Here is a 26,278-nt window from a genome sequence, read left to right as displayed (position 1 = left end):
AAACGCTAATACTAAACGTTACATAACTAAATTAATGTAATTTATATATGGGGATCAACACACCTTATTTAAAGCGCCAACTTTGTTTATATGGATACACGTCGGGTAAATAGCCTTGTTGTACCTGTTGTTGGCACGTTTGCCAAAACTGGGCGTTAAATAAATCACTGTGATGACTATTAAAAGCATTAAATGCCAATTCATTAGCACTAAAAAACACTTTAAATTGACTCGGAAAAATATCATTTGGCTCTATGTCAAAATACGAGTCTGAGCTTAGCTCTTCTAGCGCATTTTGCGTTTGCGGCACTTCTCTAAAGTTGCAATCGGTAAGTGGGCAAATTTCGTCATAATCATAAAACACCACCCGCCCCCAGCGCGTAACACCAAAGTTTTTCATTAGCATATCGCCAGGGAAAATATTAGCACCTGCTAAGTCTTTAATTGCTCTGCCGTAATCTAGCATCACTTGTGCAAGTGCTTTGCTGTCGCAATCATTTATGTATAAATTAAGCGGCGTCATTTTTCGCTCAACATAAACATGTTTTAAAATAAGCGCCTTGCCCGAAATAATTAAACTAGACCCAATGTTCTCTTTCATTTGTTGCAGTAACTGCTCGCTAAAGCGGCTTAAATCAAATGCTAAATACCTAAACTCATGCGTATCCACCAGTCGCCCTACTCTATCGGCTTGTTTTACAAAGTTGTATTTTTCTTTTACTTGCGCTTTAGTGGCGGTTTTTGGCGCGCTAAATTTATCTTTAATTACTTTATAAACATGGTCGGAGCCAGCAATAGTAAACACTAGCATTACCATGCCCGGCGTACCTGGCGCAGCTACATATTTAAAACTCGCGGAGCTATTTTTAGTGGTATCTACTTTATAACGATAAAACTCTGTTTTGGCATGTTTTATAAAGCCAATCGCATTAAATAGCTCAAAGCGCTGTTTATGCAGCATAAGTACACTTAAGTAATCTACATAACGCGCTGGCTGGTCGGTATCGACCATAAAATACGTACGCGCAAAACCAAATAGTAAACTTAGCTGATCGGCGCCCATCATTACCGCATCAATTTTAAGCCCGTTAGGGGTATTTAAAATGGCAATAGCAAAGGGCATATTATCGCCATTTTTAGCAATGCATCGGCCTATTAAGTAACAGGCTTTGTTTCTATAAAAATGTGAATATGCGTATTCTATATAGCCGTCGTTTAAGTTTATTAACTCATAGACTTGTCGGCATTGCTGCTTAGCACCTTGCGTTAAAGTAGCTTGTAAGGTGGCAACATCTTGGTTTAAGTTACTAAATGGCACTCTAAATACCTGATTAGTGATCAGCGTTTTTATTGCGCTATTAAAGCCATGCTGTAATGAAATACGTTTAACTAAGCTGTCGTATGGTCGTGGTTGGGTACGATATTTAGCTTTTAATACAAATAAATGCACAGTACGTATTTTTTTATCGTCCCAAATGGCACCAAAGGTAGAATTAAAAAAAGTATGCGCTATTGGCTCGTTTTCATGGTTTTTTACCATATCGCCATAAATATTTTTAGCTAATTGCCAGGTCTGTGGACAGCTTAACTCCGCGTAGGCAATAACCTTTACCGCTTCACTTACACTTTTAACTTGGCGCTCATACACTTGTAAACGCTCGCGCATAGCACTTTGTACCTCGTGATATTGTCGCTGTTCAAAGCGGCTTTGTGCACCCAAGGTTATATTTAAAAAGGTGGCAAACATAGCTTCAAACCCAGCAAATACGGCGCGCGCTAACTTAGTCGCAATCACATCTTGCACTGTACTATTTTGCAGTTTATTCGTTATTATATCTGGCATATTTACTAGACTTATTACGGCTATTATTTTTTAGTTGTTTACACCTTAGCAAGCAGGCTTTAATTTAGATAATTAATACAGTAAATAAATAAGATTGATTAAATGAATATAAGAAATGTCGATCTCAACTTGCTTGTGTACCTAAACGTACTAATAGACGAAAAAAGTGTTTCTAAAGCGGCTAATAAACTCGCACTCACCCAACCTGCTATGAGTAATGCGTTAAAGCGGCTGCGCGACTTATTTGACGACCCGCTTTTAGTGCGGGCTTCAGGCTCTATGGCGCCCACAGCAAAAGCGCTGGTACTAAAGCCCGAAATAGAGTTATTGCTTAAAATGGCTGAAGAAATTACTCAGCCCACTGAGCTATTTGATCCGACAAGTGCCAAAGTAACGTTTAGAATTATGGCAAACGATTATTTAGAGTCGACGTTAATAGCCCCTTTTATAACCGAACAGCTGGGTAAAAACCCGGGAATAAATTTTGATATACTCAGCCCAAGTGATGTAAATCTGCAAGATATGGAAAAAGGCACCATAGATTTAGCAATTAACCGCTTTAATGGTCTACCACGTTCGTTTCACCAGGCTACGGTTTGGCGCGATAATTATTGCTGTTTAACACATCCCAACAATCAATTTTTACAGCAATCGAGCCTAGAAGATTACTTAAAAAGCGAACATATTTGGGTAAACCGTGCAGGTTGGGGGCCAGAGCCCGCAGTTACTAATAAATCTGGTAAGCAAAAGTTAGGCTGGGTAGACGAAGCACTGTGGCAATTAGAACAAACTCGAAAAATACGCGTTTTTACACGCCATTACATGATTGCCAGTTTACTGTGCCAGTCAGATAAGTTGATTGCTACACTACCACGTCGCCAAGCTAAGCTGTTAACTACACATACTAACTTGGTCATCAGCCCTGTGCCTTTTCAAATTGTACCTATTGAGGTAAAAATGATCTGGAGCCCTTTGTTGCATCATGCATCAGCGCATCAGTGGTTACGCAGAGAATTACTGGAATTTGCAAAAACAATTGCCGACAGGTAGTAATACTAGTGCAAAGGTATATAAAATTTACAACGAGTAACTTGCACTGTAAGTGTAGCAAATTACTCGTTTAATTCGCCTCAGTTTAGGCTTTAATGCATATTAATAAGGCTTATAGCGCTGTACACGTTTCAATTGCATCACCCGTGCTACCATCTTGCATATGGCTAAACAGCGTGCCTTCAGAGCCATTACCTGATGCTTTGGTCCAAAACTCATACTTGTCATTCATATAGCGTGCGCCACTGGCCGACACAGCAATCTTCATCTCGTATTCTGTACCTAAATAGTCAACTGTTGCAGTGTCTGTAGAGGAGTAAGTTACCGCTATTGTATTACCACTTTCACACTGATAGTTATGCACTATTACTGCTGTTTGTGCAGTGTTTTTCACGTCGGTATTGCTGTTGTCTTGTAGCTCATTACCACAAGCCGAAAGCATTAATGTGGTGATAATAATAGCAGGAGCAAAAATTTTCATAGCAGTCTCTTTATTGTTAGTTAGTGATTAAACCATTGCCTGAGTTACAAGGTTATTGTTACCTGTTAACTTACTAATAATAGATACTTATACCAATGTGGTTAAGCCTGTGTATCTAGTTTGTAAAATTAACAACTATGGCTACTGTAAGCTAATTAGGCTTAATGTAGCCTTGCTAAACACACTAAAATTTGTAGCAATTTAACAGTATTGATATAATCAATATCAGTTATTGAAAACAACAATTTTATTAATACTAGAGTTAGCGCTAGAGTGAAGTTAAGCCAACTAACTAAGAGTAATAATTATGCAAACTACATCAAGCTTCACCCAACAAGACGGATTGTTTATTAATAGCCATTTTCATCAATTTATTGAGCAGCAGTTATCACCACAAGCGGCGATGCCAAGCGATGATATTTACCAGGTACTTGCCACTTTAGTAGATGAATTTGGCTGTACTTGTCGAAAAACTAAACATAATGCGGATGATGTTTTAGACGTGCAAACACTGCTTAATGCTTATCAGCATAATAACCACCCATATTGCAATGTAGACTCGCAAACAACAGAAGCCGTTCTTGATGAGCATTGCTGCCAAGTGCCAGCCATTATTGTAGTTGCGTTAATGGATACGCTTAGCGGCACATTTAATACCGACCAAGATGCACATGCTATTTATCATCGTGCTGCGCAGTTAACTAATCGTGCGTGTACGCATCGCGTAAACCTTGTTAACGTATCTGCAGCCTAATAATGGTGTTGTTTAAAAATGCTCGATGACCCTAAGTGCAAAGTCTGTACAACTTAAGGGCATCGAGTTATGAGGCTCAGATAGCAAATCAAACGTAACCTCTCCCGCCGCCAACGTGCGCTCTAAGGCATTTTCTATTAAGTTAGCCGCCTCATGCCACTGCATAAACTTAAGCATTAATACCGCACTTAAAATACTGCTGCTCGGATTCGCTTTATTTTGCCCAGCAATACGCGCAAATGTACCGTGAGTGGGCTCAAAGAATGCTACCTCATTATTTAAATTAGCCGCCGGCATTATGCCTACCCCACCTACTTGTGCACTAAGCATATCGGCTAAAAAGTCACCATTTTGATTAGTCGTTGCAACTACATCAAATTGCTCTGGGTGCATTAAACACTGCTGTAACATGTTATCGGCTATAACTTCTTTAATTATAAGTGGCGGCTGCCCTTGTCGTGGAATCTGTAACCAACGGCCGTTTTCATCGTCAATGGCTTGGTATTCACGCTTAGCGAGTGCAAAGCCCCAGCGCTTAAATGCACCATCGGTAAATTTAAGCACATTGCCTTTGTGTACTAAAGTCAGCGATTTGCTGTTATTTTTTAGCGCATAATTAATTGCGTAACGTACTAGGCGCTCTGAGCCTTCTTTAGAAATATTTTTAATCCCAATTCCGCACTCTTGGGTAAACCTTAAACGCGTAACCCCCATTTCTTCGCATAAAAAATCGAGTACTTTTTCGCTTTCAACACTGCCTGCTTGCCACTCTATACCCGAGTAAACATCCTCACTGCTATCGCGCAACACGGTGATATTAGTTAAATAAGGGTTTTTTAACGGCGATGGCAATGCACTAAAGCCCTTTATAGTGCGCATATTGACAAATAAATCCATTTCTTGTCTAAGTGCTACGTTAAGCGAGCGAAAACCGCCACCCAAAGGAGTCGTTAATGGCCCCTTAATTGCTATTTTACATTCTCTCACTGCATTTATGGTTTCTTGTGGAAACCAATCACCATCATATAGTTTGGCTGCTTGCTCACCATTGTACACTTGCATCCAATGAATTTTTCGCTTTGCTTGATAACAATGCGCTATCGCGCTATCAACCACTTTTCGCATTACCGGCATCACATCTTGGCCTACGCCATCACCATCAATGTAAGCAATAATAGGTTGCAACGGAATTTGCCATTGGCCATTTTTTGCTATTTTTATGCTTTGCCCCTGCTCGGGCACATTAATATGTTGATACTGCAAAGCTAACATCCATCAAAAGTACATTACCCTCGATTAAAGCATGTTAAATTAAGCGTGTCTGCAGTTGCTTTTTATAGCGACTATTACAGTAATGAATAGTCAGAACTTACCATTTTATAGCTGTTAATAAATGAGTTTTTGAATTGGCGCAGCTTATAATAATTAAAACTGGAAAAGTAATCTTAGTGTTTTTGCAGGCACTTATTATTTGCAGCCAAGCATTTTAATACGCTTCGCTATTCGCTGTTTTTATAACTTTATAAAAATATTGGTAACCATATTTACTAAAATTTTGTGACTGCTGATTCATAAAACCATGCAAATAAAGTGTTTTTAAACAGCGCACATTATTTTTGGTCGATAAATTAGTTATTAATTCATCTACATTAAAGTGCGGTTCAATCCCAGGAAAAATAAATTCACATGGAGAAATGGCATCTATATTTAAATAATTACGTATTTGCGTAGGGTAAAAAGCAATTACTTTTTTAAGGTGCGCCGTTGTAGTGCGCGCTTGTGCCCGCCATGCAGCGCTAGCGCCGGCACTAAATGCAATACAAATAGTGGGTTTGCTTAATTTATTAAAATATTCTTCAAGCTTGGCTGCATATTCATCATGGCCACAGTGTTTAATAAATAACTTATAGTATTCATCTTCATTTTCAAGGGCTTGATTAACTCCATTATAGGGATCAACTATTTGGTTTTCGGCATTAAAGTGCTTAGCTAATTGTTGTAAACAAGGTGTTTTACCGTAAATATCGCTGATAACTAGGTATTGCATGATTTCCCTTTTAAGTTATTGATAGTGGCTGTCATAAATAATAAAACAAAAGGCTTGCATATGAAATGCAACTGGGTTACCTTCCCTCTCTGGTTTAAATAAACCACCGCGGTTAACCATTTACCCTGATCCAGTAAGCCCCGCAAAACGTATATTCAAAAGCTAAGTTATTGTACGGCGAGAACCCCTTAAATAATACCGAGATGATTTTATTATCATCGCAAAAGTGTCATAAAGATCGTCAACACTGTAATGAAGCTAAACACAACATCGTTAATTTATTAACTGCATATAGCTATAAAAAATAGCGCAGAATAAATAACAAGAATAAAGTGAGTTTTATTATGTCTTATAAATATAATGGGTCTATGATCCAAATTGCACATCCAGTGCAGTCAATTTCAGTAAACAAACATCGTGTAATTTTTAGTGATACACAAGGTTTAAAAAATGCATTGTTTCAAAAAGCAAGCGATGCGCGTCAATTTGTTAAATGGCTAAAAGCTAGTTAACCTACACAGATTATAATTTGCCTACTTATTAGCGCAATAATCAAAATTAAATGCCAGCCTTGTTGCTGGCATTTTACTTTTTATCACTTTATTAGCTACACTTAAGGTTAATAAAATAATAGTGGGTAATGTTTGTAATGCTCCGCGCATTTTTAGTCGTTTTTATACTTAGCTTATTCAGCTCGCCAAGCAATGCTAATACCATTAACTGGTTAACGCATGACTTTGCCCCCTACTACATTTTAAATGGGGAAAACAAACGCCAAGGTCGCGACGAAAGCATTATTTCTTTACTCGAAAAGCAACTTCCCCATATTACTTTTAATAGAATACTCATTCCTTCGGGCAGAGTTATTCAAGAACTCTCCAATACCTCAGCCAATACGTGTGCTTTGTCACTGTATAAAAATAGCTTTAGAGAAGAGCGCATTTACTTTACTAATGAAAGCTCCACCACAGGCCTTTCTCCATCAGTCGCTATGCATATTAAGCTCAGTAAAGCACTTAAACTACCTGCTGGTAAAGCGGTGTCGTTAGCCTCTTTAATTACGGCTGATAAGTTAACTTTAGGTATTTCTATGAGTCGCTCTTACGGCAACGAAATAGACACACTTATTAATACCACACCCGATATAAACTTAATTATTAGACCCACCCGAGATAGCTTAGCAAGCCTTACTTATATGCTTAATTTAAAACGCATTGATTTGTTATTAGGTTATCCAAGCGAGCACTACTATTTAGCTAAATCTATGAATTTTGATAAAAACCTAACACAGCGACCGCTTCTAGAGTCGCCTGAATTAAGTTATGGCTATATAGGTTGCACTAAAAACCAGCAAGGTGCCAAACACATTGCTTTGTTAAATGAACAACTAAAAATAATTAAACAAACCCAAGCTTATACGCAAATATTAATGCGCTGGTTACCTCAGCATTTAAAAATAAAGCTTAAAACACGCATGGCAGAAACAAAAAACGCCACATAATGTGACGTTTTTATCGACAGTGTTTACTTTAGATATTACTGACGAATACCTTCAATAGATAAACCAATATCAACATGAGTTGATGCAGGGCCTAAATTGTAGTCAATGCCATAATCGGCTAACTTAAGGCTAGTTTCGCCTTCAAAACCGACACGATGACCACCCCATGGATCTTTACCTTCGCCTACTTTATCTATTTCAAAGGTAATGGTTTTAGTAACGCCATGCAAAGTAAACTCACCCGTTACTTCACCAGAGTCGTCGTCATCAAACTTTATGCTAGTGCTTTTAAACGTTGCCGTTGGGTATTTACTAACATTTAAAAAATCTTTACCTCGTAGGTGCTTATCGCGCTCTGCGTGGTTAGAATCTAAACTCGTGGTATCAATGTTTACCGTGATCTGTGATGCGTTTGGCGTTTTTGCATCGTAACTAAATGTACCGTCAAAGGTATTAAAGCGACCGTGTAACCAACTATAGCCTAAATGCTTTATTTTAAAGTTTACAAACGCGTGTGCACCTTGTGTATCAATCACATAGTCAGCAGCGTTTACAGTACTTGCCGATAGCAGCATAGCGCCAGATACCGCGGTACTTAATAGTAATTTTTTCATTGTAATCATCCTTTTATTGGTAAATACCCGTTAACATAAATAGCTAACCTGAGTTCAAATTGGCTATTTACTTTTTAGTGTTAATTGGTTTAATCATTCGAATTAAGGTTTTATCTTTATCTATAAAATGGTGTTTTAAAGCACCCAATGCATGCAATACGGCAAAACCAATTAAAGTGCAGGCTGCGTAATAATGCACTTCCCCAGCAATATCGGCTTGTCCGTCAAATGTAAAGTTTATTGCTGGCACATTGAATAACGTAAATACTTCGATAGCTCGCCCATCTGCGGTAGAAATTAAATAGCCTGCTACAACAATAACCGCCAAAATAACGTACATAATAATATGGGCAGTATGCGCTATTTGGTTCATCGCTTTGTTAGTACCCAGTGGCTTAGGTTGAATCGAAAAAGTGCGCCATAAAATTCTAAACAAAAACACCGCAGCTAAGGTTAAACCTATGCTTTTATGCAAGTCTAATGAGCCTTTATACCAACTATCGTAGTAGGTAAGTTCTACCATGTACAAGCCAAGGCCAAATAAACCAAAGATAGTTAATGCCATTAGCCAATGTAAAATAATCGCAATGAGCCCATAAGATGCAGGCGAATTTTTAAACATGTCTTTATTCCTTTGTATTATTACGCCTACAATATCGCGCAAGAGCATAAATGAAAATAACATTTACAAACACTTTACGTGCATATACGCACAGAAGTATATTTATGCAGCCAATTTTATTAACTAGCAGGTAATAAATAGAGAATTATGGGACTTGCAAGCGGAGGTTTTTAATAACTACTGGTAATTGTAATCGTTATTAAAAGAGACTATTTTTGAGTGCTTATTAATAACTATTGAGTAGTATTTTTACTGAGGCTCACATAAATAAGGCTATCAGATGTGACTTGTAGGCAGGTAATTAACCCTTCTTTTACCAGCTCAAGTATTGCAATAAAACTCACCACAGCACCGCTTCGCCCTTCATTAACCGTAAAAAGCGCACTAAATGGTAAAGCCGATTGAGTGTGTGATAACTGCTGCAATATTTGGCTCATACGTTCACGGGTAGAAAGTACTTCGGCGCTAATTAAATGATGCTCTAGAGTTTTAGCGCGTGCCATTATATCGCTCAGGGCAAAAAGTAAATCTTTAAGCTGCACTTCAGGAAGCTGCTCAGTAGTATTTTCAGCTACTGGCATAGCAGCATGAGCTACAAAAATATCACGACCTACTCGCGGAATTTCATCTAAGTTTTCGGCGGCTTTTTTAAATTGCTCGTACTCTTGCAAACGTTTAATAAGCTCTGCGCGAGGATCTTCCTCTTCTTCTAGCTCTTTGTGTACGGGCAACAGTAAACGAGATTTTATTTGCGCCAATAAGGCGGCCATGACTAAATACTCGCCCGCAAGTTCGAGTTGAAACTCAGTCATCATTTCAACATAACTCATGTATTGCTCTGTAATACTAAAAATAGACAGTTCGAGTACATCAAGCTTGTGTTTTTTTATTAAATACAGCAGTAAGTCGAGCGGGCCTTCAAACGTTTCTAAAATAATTTCCAGCGCGTCTGGCGGAATATATAAATCTGAAGGTTTATCGACCATGGCTTTACCATGTAAAAAAGCCAGTGGCAGCTTTTGCTGCACTGGCTTTTCAATGGGGGTGCTTATTGGTTTGGTGTTTTCTTCGTTCACTACTTTTTACTCAAACGGACTGGTATCACCACAGCCAACACGCAAAATTTGCACTTCATCTTCAGATAAATCAACCACTGTGGTTGCTTGCTCTGCTAAATAACCACCATGGATAATTAAATCTACGTGTTTATCTAATCGCTCAATAATTTCATCTGGATCTGACTCTGTGTATTCTTCACCTGGTAAAATAAGTGAACACGACATGAGTGGCTCGCCAAGTTCTTCTAGCAATGCACACGCAATAGGATGCGCTATAACGCGTATACCTATGGTTTTTTTCTTGTCGTTTAATAAACGTTTTGGTACTTCTTTAGTGCCTTTAAAAATAAAAGTATAAGGCCCTGGCGTATTGTTTTTTATTAATCTAAAGGTTTGATTATCTACGCGTGCATAAGTAGAAAGCTCAGATAAGTCGCGACACACTAAAGTAAAATTATGGTGCTTTTCTATGCCACGAATACGCTCAATACGCTCTTTTGCTTGTTTATTACCAATATTACACCCTATGGCGTACCCCGAATCTGTAGGGTAAACAACAACGCCGCCTTGCTTAATTATATCGGCAGCTTGTTGAATTAATCTTGATTGTGGATTCTCTGGATGAATATGAAATAGTTGACTCATGTTGCTGCTCCTTCTTGCTTTTCCCAAGCTTGCCAAACGCCGCGGCAATCCTTAGGTAAGTATAGATTTTTACCAAGCTCTAAGTAGCTTGTCGGAAAATGAAAATCAGACCCTTGCGAGCACAACAAATCATACTCACGGCTTAACTCGCCTAAAAATTGGCGATCACTTGGTGCCTGCTGAGGCTGAGCAACTTCCATTGCGTCTCCGCCAACATATTTAAACTCAACCAATAATTTACGTAGCCACTTATTAGACATTTGATAACTACTAGGGTGAGCTAAAACCGCCACTCCACCAGCGGCATGAATCGCCTTAATAGCCGTTTGCATATCGCACCAACTACTTGGTACATAACCGGTTTTGCCGCGCCCTAAATATTTTTTAAATACCCCGGGAAAGTTTTTTGCAACACCGCGTGCTATTAAAGCGCGAGCAAAATGCGCGCGAGTAATTTGCGCATCTTTTGCAAGCTCTTTTGCTTGCTCGTAAATATCATCAAAGCCATTTTTAGCTAGGCGTGTACCTATTTCTAATGCGCGAGTTTCGCGTTTTTGCTGTTGCTCTAGCAATAAAGCCGTTAGGTCTGAATTTTCGGTATCAATATTTAATCCCACAATATGAATTTCAAAGCTTTCCCAGCGAGTTGATATTTCAACTCCGGTGATCAGCGATAATGGTAGGTTTTCGGTATCAATAATATGCTGAGCAGGCTTTATGGCCGCCACAGTGTCGTGATCTGTAATAGCAAACACATCTATATTTTTATCAACAGCACGATGCAACAGCTCTGCAACGCTTAGCTGCCCATCGGAATGTGTTGTATGGCTATGTAAATCATATTTTATCAAAAGAAAACTACTTAAAATTAAGTGTGGAAAGTATCGGTAATTAGTATAACAAGTTTTTTAACTAAATTGTTTTTAAATAAACACTTGACATCAAAGCATATGATACGTTTTACTGTAGCCACTTAAAGACACTATAAGCATTAACAATAATGAACAATTCTACTCTAAACACTATTTGGTGGTGGCACTCGTAATTTCCGGGTGATGAATTGTCGTGTCTAACAAATATTCAAAACCCGCAACTGTGCGGGTTTTTTTATTACTAAATTTTATAATTATTATTTACACGTATCTTTTTAACCAGTAACGACTGGAAAAAATAAAAGCATTAGAGGCTAAAAAACATGAATAACAATCTTACTCTTACACATCGTTGGTGGCGCTTAATTTAGCGGGACGGTAATGATCTGTTTGTAATTTAGATATCGTTATTTAAACCCCGCATTGCACAGCATTGCGGGGTTTTATTTTTTTGAGGGAATGAGGTTTGATTTTTAGTCACATAACTACCACACCAGGCGAAGTAACCAGTATTACGCAAGTACGCGACTATATCAGTAGCCCACTTGCACTATATAGCGCACTTGATAAGCCAAATTCACTACTGCTTGAGTCGGCCGAAATTGAGTCTAAAGACAGTGTTAAAAGTTTAATTTTAGTTGATTGTGCACTGCGTATTGTATGCCAGGGTAAAACTGTAACTATTACAGCGCAATCAAATAATGGGCAACAGTTACTAAGCTACTTACATGCTAATGTAAAAAGCTGTGAAGCCACGCTAAACGATACAAGATTAACGCTTGAGTACTTAAGTTCAAACAATGATATTGACGAAGCGAGTAAGCTGGTTGCCGATAATGCATTCAGTGCACTGCGCACCTGTATAAATAGTATTAAAAGCACCACCAACAATCCTTTTTCGGTATTTTTAGGCGGTGTATTTGCCTACGACATGGTAGCCAATTTTGAACAGTTAAGTGATGTGCCTGACGGCGAAAACACCTGCCCCGATTACGTGTTTTATTTAGCCGAAACTTTAGTTGTTATTGATCATCAAAAACAAACCACAGAACTTATTGGTAATGTATTTAATGGCCCCGACGTACATGCAAACTGCTTTGAAGTAGGCAAAGAGCTAGAGCGCTTAAATGCCTTATGCGATAACGCTGCACAATTTAGCGCCAAGATGCAAAGCGGTGAATGCGATGTTGCTGTTGATATAAGCGACGAAACTTACTGCGAGCAAGTAATTAAGCTGAAAAAGAATATTGTAGATGGCGATATATTTCAGGTTGTGCCTTCGCGTACCTTCTCGCTGCCTTGCCCCGACCCACTTCATGCTTATAGCAAACTTAAACAGCAAAACCCCAGCCCATATATGTTTTATATGCGCGATGAAGACTTTGCTTTATTTGGTGCATCCCCCGAGTCAGCACTTAAATATACTGTGGCATCAAAACAGGTCGAAGTGTATCCAATTGCAGGAACTCGAGCGCGTGGCAAATTTGCTAATGGTCAAATAAATCTAGACTTAGACAGCCGCATCGAGCTTGAACTCAGAAACGATCAAAAAGAGCGCGCTGAGCATTTAATGCTAGTTGATTTAGCCCGTAACGATGTTGCCCGTATTAGCGTAGCCGGTACGCGCTTTGCCAAAGAGCTATTAAAAGTAGACCGCTATTCTCAAGTAATGCATTTAGTGTCGCGCGTTGTCGGCACGCTAAAGCCAGAGCTTGATGCACTACACGCATACCAAGCATGTATGAACATGGGAACCTTAGTTGGTGCACCAAAAGTACGTGCTGCAGAACTTGTGCGCCAAACCGAAGGTAAGCGCCGTGGTAGCTACGGCGGCGCTGTAGGCTATTTAACCGGAGATGGCGCTATGGATAGCTGTATTGTTATTCGCTCAGCCTTTGTAAAAAATAATATTGCTTACGTGCAAGCCGGGGCCGGAGTGGTGTTTGACTCAGATCCGCAGTCAGAAGCAAACGAAACCCGTGCTAAAGCACAAGCGGTTATTACCGCAATTAAATCTACATACGAGGCGGGTTAACATGAGCCAGCAACACCCAATTAAAATTTACTTTTTAGATAACTTTGACTCGTTTACCTATAACTTAGTTGACGAGCTAACTATGCTTGGCTGTGAACTTGTTGTTTACAGAAACAATATTAGCGCAGAAGTTATTTTTAATAAAATGTGCCAAGAGCAAGGCCAAGTGCTATTAGTGCTTTCGCCAGGCCCTGGCACACCAAGCAATGCAGGCTGCTTAATGGATTTAATAGCGCTTACTAAAGGTCATTTCCCTATGCTGGGTATTTGTTTAGGCCAGCAAGCTTTAACCCAAAGTTATGGCGGCGTAATTGGCCATGCTGGTGAGACTGTTCACGGTAAGTCGTCAATTATTGATTTAGGTGATCACCCGGTATTTAACGGTATGGGCAGCACTATGCCCGTAGCGCGTTATCACTCTTTAATGGCCACTAAAGTGCCCGATAATATTGCAGTAATTGCCCAGTACCAAGATATTCCTATGGCTATTTATCATCATGATGACAATGCTTTAGGGTATCAGTTTCATCCTGAGTCTATTTTAACCCCAAACGGCGCGCAGCTATTACAGCAAAGCATTGCCTACTTAACCGCTAGCCAATAAAGGAGAACATTATGAGTATACAAGCCAAGCAAAACATGAATGTTCTCAGTGCTAATATGCACAATGCGAGCATTCAAACTGCAATTGAGCAACTGATAAGCAACCAATCATTAAGCTACACGCAATCTAAAGCGCTGTTTGATGAAATAATGCAAGGTAATATGAGTGATATTGAGCTCAGCGCGCTACTTATAGCGTTAAAATCAAAAGGCGAAATCAGCGATGAAATAGCTGGCGCTGCGGCGTCTATGCGAGAAAATGCGCTCGCCTTTAATACTACCAGTAACCAACTTGCTGATTGCTGCGGTACCGGTGGCGATGGCTCTAATACAATTAATATTAGCACTACCGCCGCTATCGTTGCAGCAGCGGCAGGTATTAACATGGTAAAACACGGTAATCGCAGTGTCTCTAGTAACTCAGGCTCTGCCGATTTACTCAAAGCATTGGGCATCAATATTGAAATGACGCCAGCACAAGCTGCAAATTGCTTAGAACAAACAGGCTTTACTTTTTTGTTTGCACCTCAGTATCACCCAGGCGTACGCCACGCAATGGGAGTACGTACTGCCCTTAAAACACGCACTATTTTTAATATTTTAGGGCCTTTGGTAAATCCAGCAGCGCCTGAAGTACAGTTACTCGGGGTATACGACCCCAATTTATGCCTACCTATGGCACAAACATTAAGAACTCTAGGCACCAAGCGCGCAATGATAGTACATGGCTCTGGCACCGACGAAATTGCTCTGCACGGCCCAACTACTGTGGTTGAGTTAAATAATGGCAACATTAACGAGTATACGCTTAACCCAAGTGACTTTGACCTTGCAAACTATTCACTTGAACAACTAACCGGTGAAGGCCCACAATACAACGCTAATGTCTCTCTTGCTATTTTACAAGGTAAGGGCAATGAAGCGCATAATGCCGCTATTATTGTTAATGTGGCCGCACTGTTATACCTAAGTGGTAAAGCGCAATCGCTAAAAGACGGCGCACAACAAGTACACACGTTATTAAGTTCAGGGCAAGCCATGAACACACTAAATGCAATTATTGAGGTAAGTAATGGCTAATGTATTAGACAAAATTGTTGCTGATAAAAAATTAGAACTAATTGAGCGCAAAGCCGCTCGCCCACTTGATAGCTTTAAGCACCTTGCGGTGCCAACAACTCGCAGCTTTTATAAAGCACTTGCAGCCCCTGGCACTCAGTTTATTTTAGAATGTAAAAAAGCATCGCCGTCCAAAGGACTTATAAGAGAGCCTTTTAACTTAACTGAAATAACCTCGGTTTATAAAAAGTATGCCAGCTGTATGAGCGTGCTAACCGACACCAAGTATTTTCAAGGCAGCTTTGATTACTTAGAGTTTGTACGTAGCCAAGTAGAACAGCCTCTTATTTGCAAAGATTTTTTTATAGACGAGTATCAAGTATATATGGCGCGTATTTATGGCGGCGACGCTATATTATTAATGCTCTCGGTACTTGACGATGAAAGCTATAAAGCACTGCATAGCGTTGCTGAATCGTTAAACATGTCGGTGCTAACTGAGGTAAGTAATGAAGCAGAAGTACACCGTGCACTTGCCCTTGATGCTAAAATAATTGGCATTAACAACCGCGATTTACGCGATTTAAGCACAGATTTGGCCACCACCGAAAAACTACGTAAACTTATTCCGGCTAATAAAGTCGTTATTTCTGAATCGGGTATTTACACCCACCAAGACGTAAAACGATTAGCGCCGCTTTGTGATGGCTTTTTAATTGGCAGCTCACTTATGAGCGAACGCGATTTAGAGCAAGCCTGCAAAAGAGTTATATTAGGCGATAACAAAGTATGTGGCTTAACGCGCAGCCAAGATGCGCTTGCAGCGTATGAAAATGGTGCCGTATATGGCGGGTTGATTTTTCATCCAAAATCGCCTCGTTATGTCGACTTAGACTGCGCCAGAGAGCTTAGCCAAAGTGCACCGCTTAACTTTGTTGGGGTATTTGTAGATGCACCTATAGAGCAAGTAGCCCACTACGCAAGTGTATTAAAATTGGCGGCTGTGCAATTACACGGTCAAGAAAGTGATGATTACATTACCACCTTGCGTACACAACTACCTACCGACTGCGAAATTTGGAAAGCACAGGCAATAAAAGATGCGCTGCCGACTCCAGTAAACGGTGTTGATCGCATCCTGTACGACACCCACAGCAACACCCAAGCTGGCGGTACAGGTAAAACCTTTGATTGGTCGGTGCTACGTGATGCCACCACCCCCTTTATGCTTGCTGGAGGCTTAAATCCTGAGAACATTAAAGAGGCACTTTTTCAAGGCGCCTTAGGGCTAGACCTTAATTCTGGAGTAGAACAGTCTCCGGGCAAAAAGTGCCCTAACAAATTACAAAATGCATTTACAAGTATTAGAAATTATTGAGGTTAAAATGAAAAATCCAGCTTATTTTGGCGAGTTTGGCGGTATGTTTGTACCCGAGCTACTTGTTCCTGCGCTTAAGCAGTTAGAAAACGAATTTAATAAAGCACAAAAAGATCCACAGTTTCAGGCTGAGCTTTCAAAATTACTTAACGAGTACGCGGGTCGTCCTACGCCTCTTACTTTAACGCGTAATTTAATTAAAAACCCAAAGGTTAAACTGTATTTAAAGCGTGAAGATTTACTGCACGGTGGCGCGCACAAAACTAATCAAGTACTAGGCCAAGCGTTATTAACTAAACGTATGGGTAAAACAGAGGTTATTGCCGAAACGGGTGCAGGCCAACATGGTGTTGCTACAGCACTTGCCTGTGCTCTATTGGGTTTAAAATGCCGTATTTACATGGGTGCAAAAGACGTTGAACGTCAGCAACCAAACGTATTTAGAATGGAGCTAATGGGTGCGACTGTTATTCCGGTAACAGCGGGGTCAGGCACATTAAAAGATGCAGTAAACGAAGCACTACGTGACTGGTCAGCAAATTATCAAGATGCGCACTACCTACTTGGTACCGCGGCGGGCCCACACCCATTCCCAACTATTGTGCGTGAATACCAAAAAATTATTGGCGAAGAAGCAAAACAACAAGTGCTTAAAGCTGAAGGCCGCCTACCAGATGCCGTTATTGCCTGTGTTGGCGGCGGCTCAAATGCCATTGGTATGTTTAGTGATTTTATTAACGAGCCAAGCGTAAAACTCATTGGTGTTGAACCTGCAGGTAAAGGTTTAGATACACACGAGCACGGTGCCACTATTTGTAAAGGCACTAAAGGTATATTGCACGGCACTTACACTTATATTATGCAAAATGACGACGGCCAAATAGAAGAGTCGTACTCTGTATCTGCCGGTCTTGATTACCCGGCTGTTGGGCCGCAACATGCATTTTTACACGAAACAGGTCGTGCACAATATGTAGCCATCACCGACACCGAAGCACTAGACGCTTTTCAGTCGCTTGCCAAAAATGAAGGTATTATTCCGGCGCTCGAATCTAGCCATGCCCTAGCTTATGCACTTAAATATGCAGAGGCGCTAACTGATGAAAGCATTATAGTGGTTAATTTAAGTGGCCGAGGCGATAAAGACTTAGCCCACGTTCACAATGTATTGTCGCAAGGAGGTCAAATATGAGCCAAGTAAAAACAGATCGCTACGGTAAAATGTTTGCAACCCTAAATGAGCATAAACACGGGGCATTCGTACCCTTTGTAACCATTGGCGACCCCGGTAAAGAGCAAAGTATTGCTATTATTAAAAGTTTAATTGATGGCGGCGCCGATGCCCTTGAACTTGGTATCCCGTTTTCAGACCCAATTGCTGATGGACCAGTAATACAAAAAGCAAATATTCGCGCCCTTAATGTACACATTAACACCCAAGACTGCTTTGATATTATTAAGCAAATACGCCAGTACAATGCAGATATTCCAATTGGTTTATTACTGTATTCTAACTTAGTATTTAAACGCGGTATCGACACCTTTTATAAAGATGCTAAAGCCGCCGGCGTAGACTCTATTTTAGTGGCCGATGTGCCACTGCATGAGTCAAAAATGTTTAGAAAGGCAGCCATGGCAAACGGTGTAGACCCTATCTTTATTGCCACCCCTAATGCAGATGATGACACGCTTCGTGCATGCGCATCGTATGGCAGAGGTTACACTTATTTACTGTCGCGTGCGGGAGTTACCGGCACTGACGAAAAAGCGCAAATGCCCGCGGGCAACATTGTAACTAAATTAAAAGAATACCATAGCGCACCTGCGCTATTAGGTTTTGGTATTTCAACGCCTGATGATGTAAAAGCCGCATTAAATGCCGGTGCTGCGGGGGCTATTTCTGGCTCGGCAGTGGTTAAAATTATCGAAGCAAACCTTGATGACTTACCCACCATGACAGCGCAATTAAAAGCCTTTGTAACTAAAATGAAAGCCGCTACAGCGCTTTAATTAGCTCCAACGGAAATTAAAAAAGGGCATTTTAAAAATGCCCTTTTTTGTTTTTATAAACAAAGTGTTTAACGGGGAATTAAATTAAAGAAGGTCTTTTAACGTTTTAGAAGCTTTAAACACCGCTTTATTAGCCCCTTCAATTTCAATACTAGCACCGGTTTGTGGATTACGCCCAGTGCGTGCAGGGTAATAGCTTAATGCAAAAGTACCAAAACCGTTTATTTGTACTTGATCCCCTTCTGCAAGCGACTTAGTAATTACTTTTTGTAAACTAGTAAGTGCTGCTTGTGCGTCTTTTTTAGTTAACTCACTTTTTTGAGCCATAGCGGTAACTAGTTGTGCTTTATTCATTGAATGCTCCTAAATACACGCAAAATGAATTAGTTAAGCGTGGGAATTTAACCATAATATAAAATAAAGTCAGGGAGGCTAAGGCTTACAAGGACGCAAGTCAACCCTGCAGCGTTAATACAATTGATATTAGCTGTACATTTATTACAGACATAAAAAAGCCGCGAAATACGCGGCTTAATTAATATTAATCAGTTTTAAAAACCAAATAATTTCAATCCAAAAAACTTAGTTGCAACTGTGTTTATAAATATAGTCGCTAAAATAATTGGAATAAAAGTTGAAAGCGAAAAGTTAACATACTTTTCCATAAAGCTGCCTGCATAATTAGGCGAGCCTATGCTCAACTCTTTACTTAAATTTGCTTTTTTCCAGCGGTACATTACAAATAAACACACCATTAAACCGTTAAACGGTAAGATGGTGTCGTAAAATACATCGTAAACCACATCAAAAAAGCTCTTACTTTGACCGCCGTAACCAGTAAACGACGTTAAGCTATCTATCATACCAAACGACATAGTACATAAAACTGTAAGCACGCCTGTGGCTAAGGTTAAAATACCCAATGCTTTTTTACGGCTTATGCCTTTGCGATCGCTTAATGTTGCTGTAGGTACTTCTACAATAGAAACGAGTGATGTAATTGCAGCAAAAAATACTAATAAAAAGAATAAGAACGCCACTGCTGATGCACCAAAGTAACCAATGTCATGTTGCAGTGCTAACAATATTTTAGGAAGGTATACAAATATCATCGATACTGATGAATCAGAAAGCGCCGCAGGATCTGTATTAGGATCAAAGCTAAAAATAGCCGGTAACACCATTAAACCTGCAACAAACGCAACCAATGAGTCGGTAATCGCGACCATTTTTGCACTGCCTACAATATCGTCCTTTTTAGATATATAAGACGCATACGTCATTAAAATACCCATACCTAGCGATAATGAGAAAAATGCTTGCGCTAACGCACCATTTAACACACTGGCATTCATTTTAGAAAAATCAGGAATAATATAATACTTAACACCTGCCATCGCGTTATCTAGCGTTAATACATAACCCACTAACACAATTAACATGACAAATAATGCCGGCATTAAAAATTTAGCCGCTTTTTCTATTCCTTGCTTTACGCCACCTAACAAAATTAAGTTAACAACAAGTACCACAGCTGCCATATAAGCAAATACAGTGTAGCTATTAATAAACAGCCCAAAGTGTCCAGGGTTTGCCAGCGAATCTAAATTACCAAGTGCGGTTTGCATTAAATAGCCAAAAATCCATACGGTAATAACCATATAAAAAACCGCTATCATGAAAGGCGTAAACACAGCTAAAAAACCAGCCAACTTCCATTTTGTGTCGTTGTTGCCCAATATTTTGTATGAACCTAGGGGATCTTTTTGCGCTTTACGGCCCATGGCCATTTCAGCCATCATTACGGGTAAACAAATAAATGCGACAAACAAGGCATAGACGAGCAAGAATGCGCCACCACCGTTTTTTGTTGCAGAAACAGGAAAGCCCACTAAATTACCAATGCCCACAGCAGAGCCCGCCGCTGCTAATATAAACCCTAGGCGGGAGCTAAAATGCTCTCTATTTTCACTCATGTATAAACCTTGTTATTATTTATCTTATCCATGGGACTCTAACAGTGTTATACAGCGCTTTTCAAGCAATTACACAGTAAAAAAATATTCTCACTGTAAACAAAGCTGTAAACACTTTTAATTCACCATTTTTCAACGCTATGCTAGTATACGCTTAACTAAATTTAACAAATTTTATGAGATTCTTTATGTTGTACATGATTTATTCAATCGATGTTGAAAACAGCTTAGCACTGCGTAAAGAGGCCCGACCAGCGCACCTTGCACGCTTAAGTGAACTTGATTCGCAAAACCGTTTACTGACTGCAGGCCCGCTTCCGGCTATCGATAATGAAGACCCGAGTGATGCTGGTTTTACCGGTTCACTGGTAATTGCTCAGTTTGACTCTTTAGAGGACGCCCGAGAATGGGCAGCAGCCGACCCTTATGTTGCGGCTGGTGTATATGAAAACTCAATTGTTAAACCGTATAAAAAAGTATTCCCTGCTTAATAACACATGTACCTAATCCTGAATGATCACACTATAAAATTCAGGGTTTGTTCACTCGTTAATTATTAAACTGTTACCGTAAAATTCTTATTAAGTATTTAATTGAATTTTGGTAACTCGGTTTACTAAACTGAGTAGGTCTGATCTAGGAGTCCCGTCATGCGCGTATTATTAATCCTCAACTTTTTCGCTTGTATTTGTTTTGCTAATACGCTGCAAGCTAATACAATAACCAAGGTTAATAGTGTTGAGATAAGCAAAAAGAAAGCGGTAGTACTTGCAAAAGAAACCACTGACGGTACGACATTAAAAATTACCGAAAAAATAAATTTTTATACTGTACGAATTTTAAAATCTGACGGCCACGTCGTAGATTTAAAAATAAATAAAAAAACTGGCGAAGTGAAAAAGGATTGATTGATGCGAATTTTAGTTATAGAAGATGATTTACACTTAGCAGATAACCTGCGTAATGCTCTAGAAAAAGAACGTTACAGTGTAGACTTATGCCACGATGGTGAAGCGGGTCTTTTTCATATCACCGAGTACCCTCTGGACATGGCTGTGGTTGACTTAGGTTTACCTAAAATAGACGGGATTGAGCTTATTAATAAAGCCCGTGCTCAAGGCATTACCATTCCTATTTTAATATTAACAGCGCGTGATCGTTGGCAAGACAAAGTAGAAGGCTTAGATGCTGGTGCAGATGACTACCTAACAAAACCGTTTCATGTTGAGGAGCTAATTGCCCGTTGTAATGCACTAATTCGCCGCAGCGCAGGTAAAGCAAACCCAGAAATGACAGCAGGACCAATTAAAATTCATACTCGCTCGCAGCAAGTCTGGGTTGACGATAAAGAGTTAAGTTTAACTGCATACGAATACAAAGTACTAGAATACCTCATGGTTAATCCGCAAAAGGTAATTTCTAAATCAGAGCTTACTGAGCATATTTACGACCAAGACTTTGACCTTGATTCAAACGTAATTGAAGTATTTGTACTGCGTTTACGTAAAAAATTAGATCCTGAAGGCGTATTAAACCCTGTAGAAACACTACGAGGACGCGGCTACAGGCTTAAAAGCCAGTGGTAGCACCGCAAATATCGTTAAAAATAAGGCAAGGATTTATCCTTGTCTTTGTTTTATTAGTCGCCCTGCCTATTTTGTTTTACTCTATAGGCACCGCTTATTATGCCTCTTTAGTTGATGCGACAGAAAAAAACCTAGAAGCTCACCTGTACTCCCTTATTTCTGAAGTCGACTTTACTGAGCGCGGCATTATTATGCCCAGCACTATTTTAACCCCCGAACTTAATAATTTAAATTCAGATACCTACGCAATGATATACCGCGATGATGTACCTATTTGGTATTCTGAGTCGGCGGTGAATGTTAATTTTACGCCAGAGTATATTGAGCCCAAAGCCGGCGCTGCTGACTTTAGGCGTGTAGAGTATAATAACACCAGCTATTGGCAATTAAGCTTAACTGTTATTCTCAATAATATTGATCAGTCTGAGCAAGCACGCTTTATTTTACTCAAACGTAACGACGCGCTAGTAAAGCTTATGGATGGCTTTAAACAAACACTGGTTGACTGGATGTTTATCATGGGAATAGCAATTGCTGGGTTAATGGCCATTGGTTTTATTTGGAGTGCTCGCCCACTACAGCGCCTAGATAAAGAAATTAAAGCGATAGAGTCTGGCGATATACAAGAAATAAAAGGCTTATACCCTGTAGAGTTACAAACAATAAAAGCTGATTTAAACTTATTACTTGAGTCGCAACAACGCCAAAAAGAGCGATACAGAGCGTCATTAAGCGACTTAGCACACGCACTTAAAACACCATTGGCCGTACTAAAGTCCAGCCCATTGGCAAATGATGCCGATGCACAAGAACAACTCGATCGCATTAATGTGATGATCGAGCATCAATTAAAACGTGCTGCTACAGGTGCTTCCGACACTTGGAAAAAACAAACCGTTATTAAACCTGTTTTAGACTCTATTTTAAGCGCTATGGGTAAAGTATACCGCGATAAAGATATTATTTTTGATTGTAAAGTAGGTAAAAAAGATTACTTTTTAGGTGATAAAACCGACCTAATGGAATTACTCGGTAATTTAATTGATAACGCCTGTAAAGCATGTCGCTCACAAGTAACTATTAAAGTAGCGCAAGGTAAAACCCTGTGTATTAGTATTAGCGACGACGGCCCAGGTGTACCACAGGACAAACGCGAATCTCTACTTACCAGAGGAACACGCTTAGATACCTACGAAAGCGGCCATGGTGTAGGTATGGCAATCGTATCTGACTTAGTTAAGTCGTATCGTGGATTACTCACAATTTCTAAGTCTGAGCAATTAGGCGGAGCCAAGTTTATGCTAGAGTTTAATTACCATGAAAAAAAGTAACCCTATAATTTATTCATTAAGCTTAGTTTTATTATTTTTTAGCTCTGTAAGCTTTGCCCAAAAAACATGTAAATTACCTGCTCAAGCAACTCCAGATGTTACTAAACGTTATATTCAGTGCCTTGATGATCAATTAAATACAGCTAAACAACTACAAAATACTTGGATCCAAAAACGCAAATTTGAGTTAAACAAATTAGAATTTGAAACCGGCAATACGCAAATTTTACAGCTGTTTATAAAAAGTATTGCTAGTAACGAAAATTATATTGAGCGTAGTTGTCAGTGGCGCTACTTATTAAAGTTACCTAATGCTTTGAGCGCCGCAATAACCTATAAAACCTGCGAGCTATCACTAGTAGAGCAATTTACTTTAGACTTAAAGCGGCCTCTTTAATATTCAAAATAAGTGCTGCGATATTACAAGCGATACTAATAAATAGTGCAGCGCCTAACAATGCAAATCACAAAGGTATAAAACGTTACTATGAGTAAACCCACTACAAATAAACCCGTTATTATTATTGGTGGCGGCTTAGCTGGGTTGTATAGTGCATACCTGCTACAGCAACGCAATATTCCCTACCTATTATTAGAAGCAAAACCACAGTTAGGCGGGCGAATTGAAGCAGCACATGCTACTCACAATAGCGCTATTAGCTTTGATTTAGGACCAACTTGGATTTTTGAGCATCAACCTAAAATCCAACAACTTATCTCGTTATTACGCTTACCTGTATTTGCACAATATACACAAGGTGATGTGTTATATCAGGCATCGCAAACGCTAAAGCCGCAACAAATAGCCGGTGCAGGCGAAATGCATCTCCTAAGATTAACTGGCGGCATGTACAGCTTAATTAAAGCCTTGTATGAGCAGCTTAACCCGGCTTCAATCCTAAAAGAACATCACGTTGTTAAATTACATAAACAACAAAATACCTGGCATATAACTGCTAACCACAATGGCGAAGTTAAGCACTTTAGCGCAAAGCAACTAATTGCAGCGCTCCCCCCGCGTATGATAACCCAACACTTAACCCCTGATCTTTGGGCTAACCAAACACTTATAAATCGCTTAACTGCAGTGCCTACTTGGATGGCAGGCCAAGCTAAATTTATAGCAACTTTTGAACATGCTTTTTGGCGTGATAAAAACTTATCTGGCCAATGTTTTAGCCGTGTTGGCCCATTAGTAGAAGTTCACGATGCAAGCGCCTGTCATAATGGTCACCCCGCCCTATTTGGCTTTATTGGTGTACCTTATTCAACGCGCAGTACAGTAACCACTGAGCAATTAAAACAAGCATGTATAGAGCAACTTGCTTATTTTTATGGCGATGAAGTATACGCAGCTACAGGGTATTTTATTAAGGACTGGGCAGCTGACTCCTATGTGGCAAATGAAGATGATAAAACAGGGCCTTCGCAACACCCAGAGTTTAACTACTCTGGGCTAAGTTCACAGTTAGCTAACTTAAATATTCATTTTGTTGGCAGTGAATTTGCGCAGCAAGAGGCAGGATACTTAGAAGGTGCAATAAACGCAGCAGATACGGCTATTTACGCTTTAAAAGTTTAATAGCCGTAAAGTAATACTTATAGCAAAGTAATATACTACTTTGCTATAAATTAGTTTTCAGTAAGTTCTTCGCCTGTACCTAGTAAAGTTGCCACCCAGCGGCCTTCGTCACTTGCCTCAAGCCCTATTTTAACTATCATAGTTAAAGGTACCGACAACAACATACCTACAGAGCCTAATAACCAGCCCCAAAATATCAAAGACAAAAACACCACTAAGGTAGAAAGCCCCAGCCCTTTACCTAAAAATTTAGGCTCTACTATATTACCCATCACAGTATTAATAACTAAATATCCGGCTCCCACTAAACCAGCAACTAATGGGCCTTGTGTTATAAGTGCTAATAATACCGCAGGTACAGCGGCAATAATTGAACCTATATTGGGAATATAATTAAACATAAAGGCTAATACGCCCCACAATACAAAATAATCGACATCTAAAAACCACAGCAAAGAAGCAGCTAATATACCCGTTCCTAAACTTACTAAGGTTTTAATAGCTAAATAAGAGTTAATTGAGTCTAAAAAACGATTAATTTGTTTCATTTTTTTGTCAGGATCGTTAAGCGCCGAATGTATTTTATAATTAAGTGACGGCCCTTCAAATAGCATAAAAACCACGGTTAAAATAATTAAAAACATATTCGCCATTACCCCACCTAAGCCGGTGAGCATATTAGTGGCAACATCAACCATTTTACCTGGATCAAACATAGATAATATTTGTTCTTTATTAATTAAAATATTGTACTGTGACGCTATATCAACCAGCCAAACAAATTCTTCTTTTAATTTAACTTTAAACTGCGGAAGTTGCTGCGAAAAATCATTAACTGACTGCCCTACCAAGCCGCCAAGGCTGACTCCTAGCCCAACAATAATAAGCACCACAAAAATAACAGCAATGCCTTTGGGAATACGATAGCGAGCAAAAAATTTAATTAGCGGGCTGCAAATAATTGCAATAAACGCCGCTAAAATAAAGGGAATAATAATAGCGCTGGCCGACTTGATCCCTGCGAGCACAATAACCAGTGCAGCAAAAATAATTAAGCTTTTATTTACCCCAGTTAAACTTGCCAATATTATGATCCTTATTATTTTTTATTAGGGGCTGTTGATCTTTGTAGTACATATATCAATCAGCCCACATTGGTAGCCACATCATAGTAAATGCTAAAGCGAGCATTGAATGATAATTTCGTTCAAGCTTTTCATACCGCGTGGCT

At 39.6% G+C, this 26,278-nt stretch carries 28 protein-coding genes and 1 pseudogene; 16 read left to right on the top strand and 13 right to left on the bottom strand.

The window, feature by feature from the left end; genetic code table 11:
- Positions 1-64 precede the first annotated feature (64 nt).
- Positions 65-1,843 carry a bifunctional isocitrate dehydrogenase kinase/phosphatase gene (aceK, locus tag I6E78_RS03690; RefSeq protein WP_197181956.1) on the bottom strand — a complete coding sequence of 593 codons (1,779 nt, stop codon included), beginning with the start codon at positions 1,841-1,843 and terminating at the stop codon, positions 65-67.
- Positions 1,844-1,945: 102 nt separating this feature from the next.
- Here aceK and I6E78_RS03685 point away from each other — a divergent pair, with 102 nt between their 5' ends.
- The gene (locus I6E78_RS03685) at positions 1,946-2,893 is read left to right on the top strand and encodes a LysR family transcriptional regulator (protein ID WP_058373239.1); all 948 of its coding nucleotides are present in this window, start codon (positions 1,946-1,948) and stop codon (positions 2,891-2,893) included.
- 112 nt (positions 2,894-3,005) lie between these two features.
- Here I6E78_RS03685 and I6E78_RS03680 read toward each other — a convergent pair whose 3' ends face one another.
- Complete coding sequence (locus I6E78_RS03680; protein WP_197181955.1) at positions 3,006-3,374, bottom strand: MliC family protein; 369 nt, start codon at positions 3,372-3,374, stop codon at positions 3,006-3,008.
- Between the two features lie 307 nt (positions 3,375-3,681).
- On the opposite strand from I6E78_RS03680, the gene I6E78_RS03675 reads away from it, so the two are divergent.
- Positions 3,682-4,128 (top strand): hypothetical protein, encoded by a 447-nt coding sequence (locus tag I6E78_RS03675; protein WP_058373237.1) that lies wholly within the window; start codon positions 3,682-3,684, stop codon positions 4,126-4,128.
- Positions 4,129-4,140: 12 nt separating this feature from the next.
- Here I6E78_RS03675 and icd read toward each other — a convergent pair whose 3' ends face one another.
- Positions 4,141-5,391 (bottom strand): NADP-dependent isocitrate dehydrogenase, encoded by a 1,251-nt coding sequence (gene icd / locus I6E78_RS03670; RefSeq protein WP_197181954.1) that lies wholly within the window; start codon positions 5,389-5,391, stop codon positions 4,141-4,143.
- A 223-nt stretch (positions 5,392-5,614) separates the two neighbouring features.
- Complete coding sequence (locus I6E78_RS03665) at positions 5,615-6,175, bottom strand: hypothetical protein (RefSeq protein WP_197181953.1); 561 nt, start codon at positions 6,173-6,175, stop codon at positions 5,615-5,617.
- 344 nt (positions 6,176-6,519) lie between these two features.
- Between I6E78_RS03665 and I6E78_RS03660 the strand changes: the two genes are divergently transcribed.
- Entirely contained in the window at positions 6,520-6,687 is a 168-nt protein-coding gene (locus I6E78_RS03660; RefSeq protein ID WP_007375427.1) for a hypothetical protein, read from the top strand.
- Between the two features lie 137 nt (positions 6,688-6,824).
- Positions 6,825-7,676: a transporter substrate-binding domain-containing protein gene (locus tag I6E78_RS03655; RefSeq protein ID WP_197182081.1), complete on the top strand. Its 852-nt coding sequence runs from the start codon at positions 6,825-6,827 to the stop codon at positions 7,674-7,676.
- Positions 7,677-7,711: 35 nt separating this feature from the next.
- Here the strand turns inward: I6E78_RS03655 and I6E78_RS03650 are convergent, their stop codons facing one another.
- The 5 genes from I6E78_RS03650 to rnm all read right to left on the bottom strand — a co-directional run bounded on the left by I6E78_RS03650 (position 7,712) and on the right by rnm (position 11,466).
- Positions 7,712-8,290 (bottom strand): YceI family protein, encoded by a 579-nt coding sequence (locus tag I6E78_RS03650; RefSeq protein ID WP_197181952.1) that lies wholly within the window; start codon positions 8,288-8,290, stop codon positions 7,712-7,714.
- Between the two features lie 67 nt (positions 8,291-8,357).
- Complete coding sequence (locus I6E78_RS03645; RefSeq protein ID WP_197181951.1) at positions 8,358-8,912, bottom strand: cytochrome b; 555 nt, start codon at positions 8,910-8,912, stop codon at positions 8,358-8,360.
- 233 nt (positions 8,913-9,145) lie between these two features.
- The gene (locus I6E78_RS03640; RefSeq protein WP_231617945.1) at positions 9,146-9,898 is read right to left on the bottom strand and encodes a segregation and condensation protein A; all 753 of its coding nucleotides are present in this window, start codon (positions 9,896-9,898) and stop codon (positions 9,146-9,148) included.
- Positions 9,899-9,994: 96 nt separating this feature from the next.
- Positions 9,995-10,615, bottom strand: a complete 621-nt coding sequence (locus I6E78_RS03635) for an L-threonylcarbamoyladenylate synthase (protein WP_011327977.1) — start codon at positions 10,613-10,615, stop codon at positions 9,995-9,997.
- Positions 10,612-11,466, bottom strand: coding sequence for an RNase RNM (gene rnm, locus I6E78_RS03630; protein WP_058373235.1), 855 nt, complete (start codon positions 11,464-11,466; stop codon positions 10,612-10,614). The genes I6E78_RS03635 and rnm overlap by 4 nt, the downstream gene beginning before the upstream one ends.
- Positions 11,467-11,953: 487 nt before the next feature.
- Between rnm and I6E78_RS03625 the strand changes: the two genes are divergently transcribed.
- The 6 genes from I6E78_RS03625 to trpA are packed head-to-tail and all read left to right on the top strand — an operon-like array spanning position 11,954 to position 18,572.
- Entirely contained in the window at positions 11,954-13,522 is a 1,569-nt protein-coding gene (locus tag I6E78_RS03625) for an anthranilate synthase component 1 (RefSeq protein ID WP_197181950.1), read from the top strand.
- Between the two features lies 1 nt (position 13,523).
- Positions 13,524-14,126: an aminodeoxychorismate/anthranilate synthase component II gene (locus I6E78_RS03620; protein ID WP_058373233.1), complete on the top strand. Its 603-nt coding sequence runs from the start codon at positions 13,524-13,526 to the stop codon at positions 14,124-14,126.
- A gap of 56 nt (positions 14,127-14,182) precedes the next feature.
- Positions 14,183-15,205: an anthranilate phosphoribosyltransferase gene (gene trpD / locus I6E78_RS03615; protein ID WP_442960314.1), complete on the top strand. Its 1,023-nt coding sequence runs from the start codon at positions 14,183-14,185 to the stop codon at positions 15,203-15,205.
- Positions 15,198-16,562: a bifunctional indole-3-glycerol-phosphate synthase TrpC/phosphoribosylanthranilate isomerase TrpF gene (gene trpCF, locus I6E78_RS03610; RefSeq protein WP_197181948.1), complete on the top strand. Its 1,365-nt coding sequence runs from the start codon at positions 15,198-15,200 to the stop codon at positions 16,560-16,562. Before trpD ends, trpCF begins: the two co-directional genes overlap by 8 nt.
- A gap of 7 nt (positions 16,563-16,569) precedes the next feature.
- Positions 16,570-17,754, top strand: a complete 1,185-nt coding sequence (gene trpB, locus I6E78_RS03605; RefSeq protein ID WP_011327971.1) for a tryptophan synthase subunit beta — start codon at positions 16,570-16,572, stop codon at positions 17,752-17,754.
- A complete protein-coding gene (trpA, locus tag I6E78_RS03600) occupies positions 17,751-18,572 on the top strand; it encodes a tryptophan synthase subunit alpha (protein ID WP_197181947.1) in 822 nt (273 codons plus the stop codon). The genes trpB and trpA overlap by 4 nt, the downstream gene beginning before the upstream one ends.
- An 84-nt stretch (positions 18,573-18,656) precedes the next feature.
- Here the strand turns inward: trpA and I6E78_RS03595 are convergent, their stop codons facing one another.
- Entirely contained in the window at positions 18,657-18,926 is a 270-nt protein-coding gene (locus I6E78_RS03595; RefSeq protein ID WP_058373229.1) for an HU family DNA-binding protein, read from the bottom strand.
- Positions 18,927-19,123: 197 nt separating this feature from the next.
- On the bottom strand, positions 19,124-20,548 hold the full coding sequence (locus I6E78_RS03590; RefSeq protein WP_197181946.1) for a sodium-dependent transporter: 1,425 nt from the start codon (positions 20,546-20,548) through the stop codon (positions 19,124-19,126).
- A 188-nt stretch (positions 20,549-20,736) separates the two neighbouring features.
- Between I6E78_RS03590 and I6E78_RS03585 the strand changes: the two genes are divergently transcribed.
- From I6E78_RS03585 to I6E78_RS03560, 6 genes are all read left to right on the top strand, one after another.
- Positions 20,737-21,039, top strand: a complete 303-nt coding sequence (locus I6E78_RS03585) for a YciI family protein (protein WP_197181945.1) — start codon at positions 20,737-20,739, stop codon at positions 21,037-21,039.
- A 159-nt stretch (positions 21,040-21,198) separates the two neighbouring features.
- The gene (locus I6E78_RS03580) at positions 21,199-21,456 is read left to right on the top strand and encodes a PepSY domain-containing protein (protein WP_011327966.1); all 258 of its coding nucleotides are present in this window, start codon (positions 21,199-21,201) and stop codon (positions 21,454-21,456) included.
- Between the two features lie 3 nt (positions 21,457-21,459).
- Positions 21,460-22,134, top strand: a complete 675-nt coding sequence (locus I6E78_RS03575; protein WP_007375447.1) for a response regulator transcription factor — start codon at positions 21,460-21,462, stop codon at positions 22,132-22,134.
- The gene (locus tag I6E78_RS03570; RefSeq protein ID WP_011327965.1) at positions 22,128-23,465 is read left to right on the top strand and encodes an ATP-binding protein; all 1,338 of its coding nucleotides are present in this window, start codon (positions 22,128-22,130) and stop codon (positions 23,463-23,465) included. Before I6E78_RS03575 ends, I6E78_RS03570 begins: the two co-directional genes overlap by 7 nt.
- Entirely contained in the window at positions 23,452-23,862 is a 411-nt protein-coding gene (locus tag I6E78_RS03565) for a hypothetical protein (protein WP_197181944.1), read from the top strand. Before I6E78_RS03570 ends, I6E78_RS03565 begins: the two co-directional genes overlap by 14 nt.
- A 90-nt stretch (positions 23,863-23,952) precedes the next feature.
- Positions 23,953-25,047, top strand: a complete 1,095-nt coding sequence (locus tag I6E78_RS03560) for a flavin monoamine oxidase family protein (RefSeq protein WP_197181943.1) — start codon at positions 23,953-23,955, stop codon at positions 25,045-25,047.
- Between the two features lie 50 nt (positions 25,048-25,097).
- Here I6E78_RS03560 and I6E78_RS03555 read toward each other — a convergent pair whose 3' ends face one another.
- Both I6E78_RS03555 and I6E78_RS03550 read right to left on the bottom strand, forming a co-directional pair.
- Positions 25,098-26,132, bottom strand: a complete 1,035-nt coding sequence (locus tag I6E78_RS03555; RefSeq protein ID WP_197181942.1) for an AI-2E family transporter — start codon at positions 26,130-26,132, stop codon at positions 25,098-25,100.
- A gap of 55 nt (positions 26,133-26,187) precedes the next feature.
- Positions 26,188-26,278 (bottom strand): annotated as a pseudogene (locus I6E78_RS03550) (IS5/IS1182 family transposase); the annotation flags it as partial.

Origin of the sequence: Pseudoalteromonas sp. NZS127 (assembly GCF_015864805.1) — a bacterium.
Lineage (GTDB): Bacteria > Pseudomonadota > Gammaproteobacteria > Enterobacterales > Alteromonadaceae > Pseudoalteromonas > Pseudoalteromonas nigrifaciens.
This window is presented reverse-complemented; position numbering and strand designations above follow the sequence as displayed.

Coding starts and splice junctions, on each gene's coding strand:
- aceK (WP_197181956.1), bottom strand. CDS start 1,843: ATGCCAGATATAATAACGAATAAACTGCAAAATAGTACAGTGCAAGAT.
- I6E78_RS03685 (WP_058373239.1), top strand. CDS start 1,946: ATGAATATAAGAAATGTCGATCTCAACTTGCTTGTGTACCTAAACGTA.
- I6E78_RS03680 (WP_197181955.1), bottom strand. CDS start 3,374: ATGAAAATTTTTGCTCCTGCTATTATTATCACCACATTAATGCTTTCG.
- I6E78_RS03675 (WP_058373237.1), top strand. CDS start 3,682: ATGCAAACTACATCAAGCTTCACCCAACAAGACGGATTGTTTATTAAT.
- I6E78_RS03665 (WP_197181953.1), bottom strand. CDS start 6,175: ATGCAATACCTAGTTATCAGCGATATTTACGGTAAAACACCTTGTTTA.
- I6E78_RS03660 (WP_007375427.1), top strand. CDS start 6,520: ATGTCTTATAAATATAATGGGTCTATGATCCAAATTGCACATCCAGTG.
- I6E78_RS03655 (WP_197182081.1), top strand. CDS start 6,825: ATGCTCCGCGCATTTTTAGTCGTTTTTATACTTAGCTTATTCAGCTCG.
- I6E78_RS03650 (WP_197181952.1), bottom strand. CDS start 8,290: ATGAAAAAATTACTATTAAGTACCGCGGTATCTGGCGCTATGCTGCTA.
- I6E78_RS03645 (WP_197181951.1), bottom strand. CDS start 8,912: ATGTTTAAAAATTCGCCTGCATCTTATGGGCTCATTGCGATTATTTTA.
- I6E78_RS03640 (WP_231617945.1), bottom strand. CDS start 9,898: ATGGTCGATAAACCTTCAGATTTATATATTCCGCCAGACGCGCTGGAA.
- I6E78_RS03635 (WP_011327977.1), bottom strand. CDS start 10,615: ATGAGTCAACTATTTCATATTCATCCAGAGAATCCACAATCAAGATTA.
- I6E78_RS03620 (WP_058373233.1), top strand. CDS start 13,524: ATGAGCCAGCAACACCCAATTAAAATTTACTTTTTAGATAACTTTGAC.
- trpD (WP_442960314.1), top strand. CDS start 14,183: ATGCACAATGCGAGCATTCAAACTGCAATTGAGCAACTGATAAGCAAC.
- trpCF (WP_197181948.1), top strand. CDS start 15,198: ATGGCTAATGTATTAGACAAAATTGTTGCTGATAAAAAATTAGAACTA.
- trpB (WP_011327971.1), top strand. CDS start 16,570: ATGAAAAATCCAGCTTATTTTGGCGAGTTTGGCGGTATGTTTGTACCC.
- trpA (WP_197181947.1), top strand. CDS start 17,751: ATGAGCCAAGTAAAAACAGATCGCTACGGTAAAATGTTTGCAACCCTA.
- I6E78_RS03595 (WP_058373229.1), bottom strand. CDS start 18,926: ATGAATAAAGCACAACTAGTTACCGCTATGGCTCAAAAAAGTGAGTTA.
- I6E78_RS03590 (WP_197181946.1), bottom strand. CDS start 20,548: ATGAGTGAAAATAGAGAGCATTTTAGCTCCCGCCTAGGGTTTATATTA.
- I6E78_RS03585 (WP_197181945.1), top strand. CDS start 20,737: ATGTTGTACATGATTTATTCAATCGATGTTGAAAACAGCTTAGCACTG.
- I6E78_RS03580 (WP_011327966.1), top strand. CDS start 21,199: ATGCGCGTATTATTAATCCTCAACTTTTTCGCTTGTATTTGTTTTGCT.
- I6E78_RS03575 (WP_007375447.1), top strand. CDS start 21,460: ATGCGAATTTTAGTTATAGAAGATGATTTACACTTAGCAGATAACCTG.
- I6E78_RS03565 (WP_197181944.1), top strand. CDS start 23,452: ATGAAAAAAAGTAACCCTATAATTTATTCATTAAGCTTAGTTTTATTA.
- I6E78_RS03560 (WP_197181943.1), top strand. CDS start 23,953: ATGAGTAAACCCACTACAAATAAACCCGTTATTATTATTGGTGGCGGC.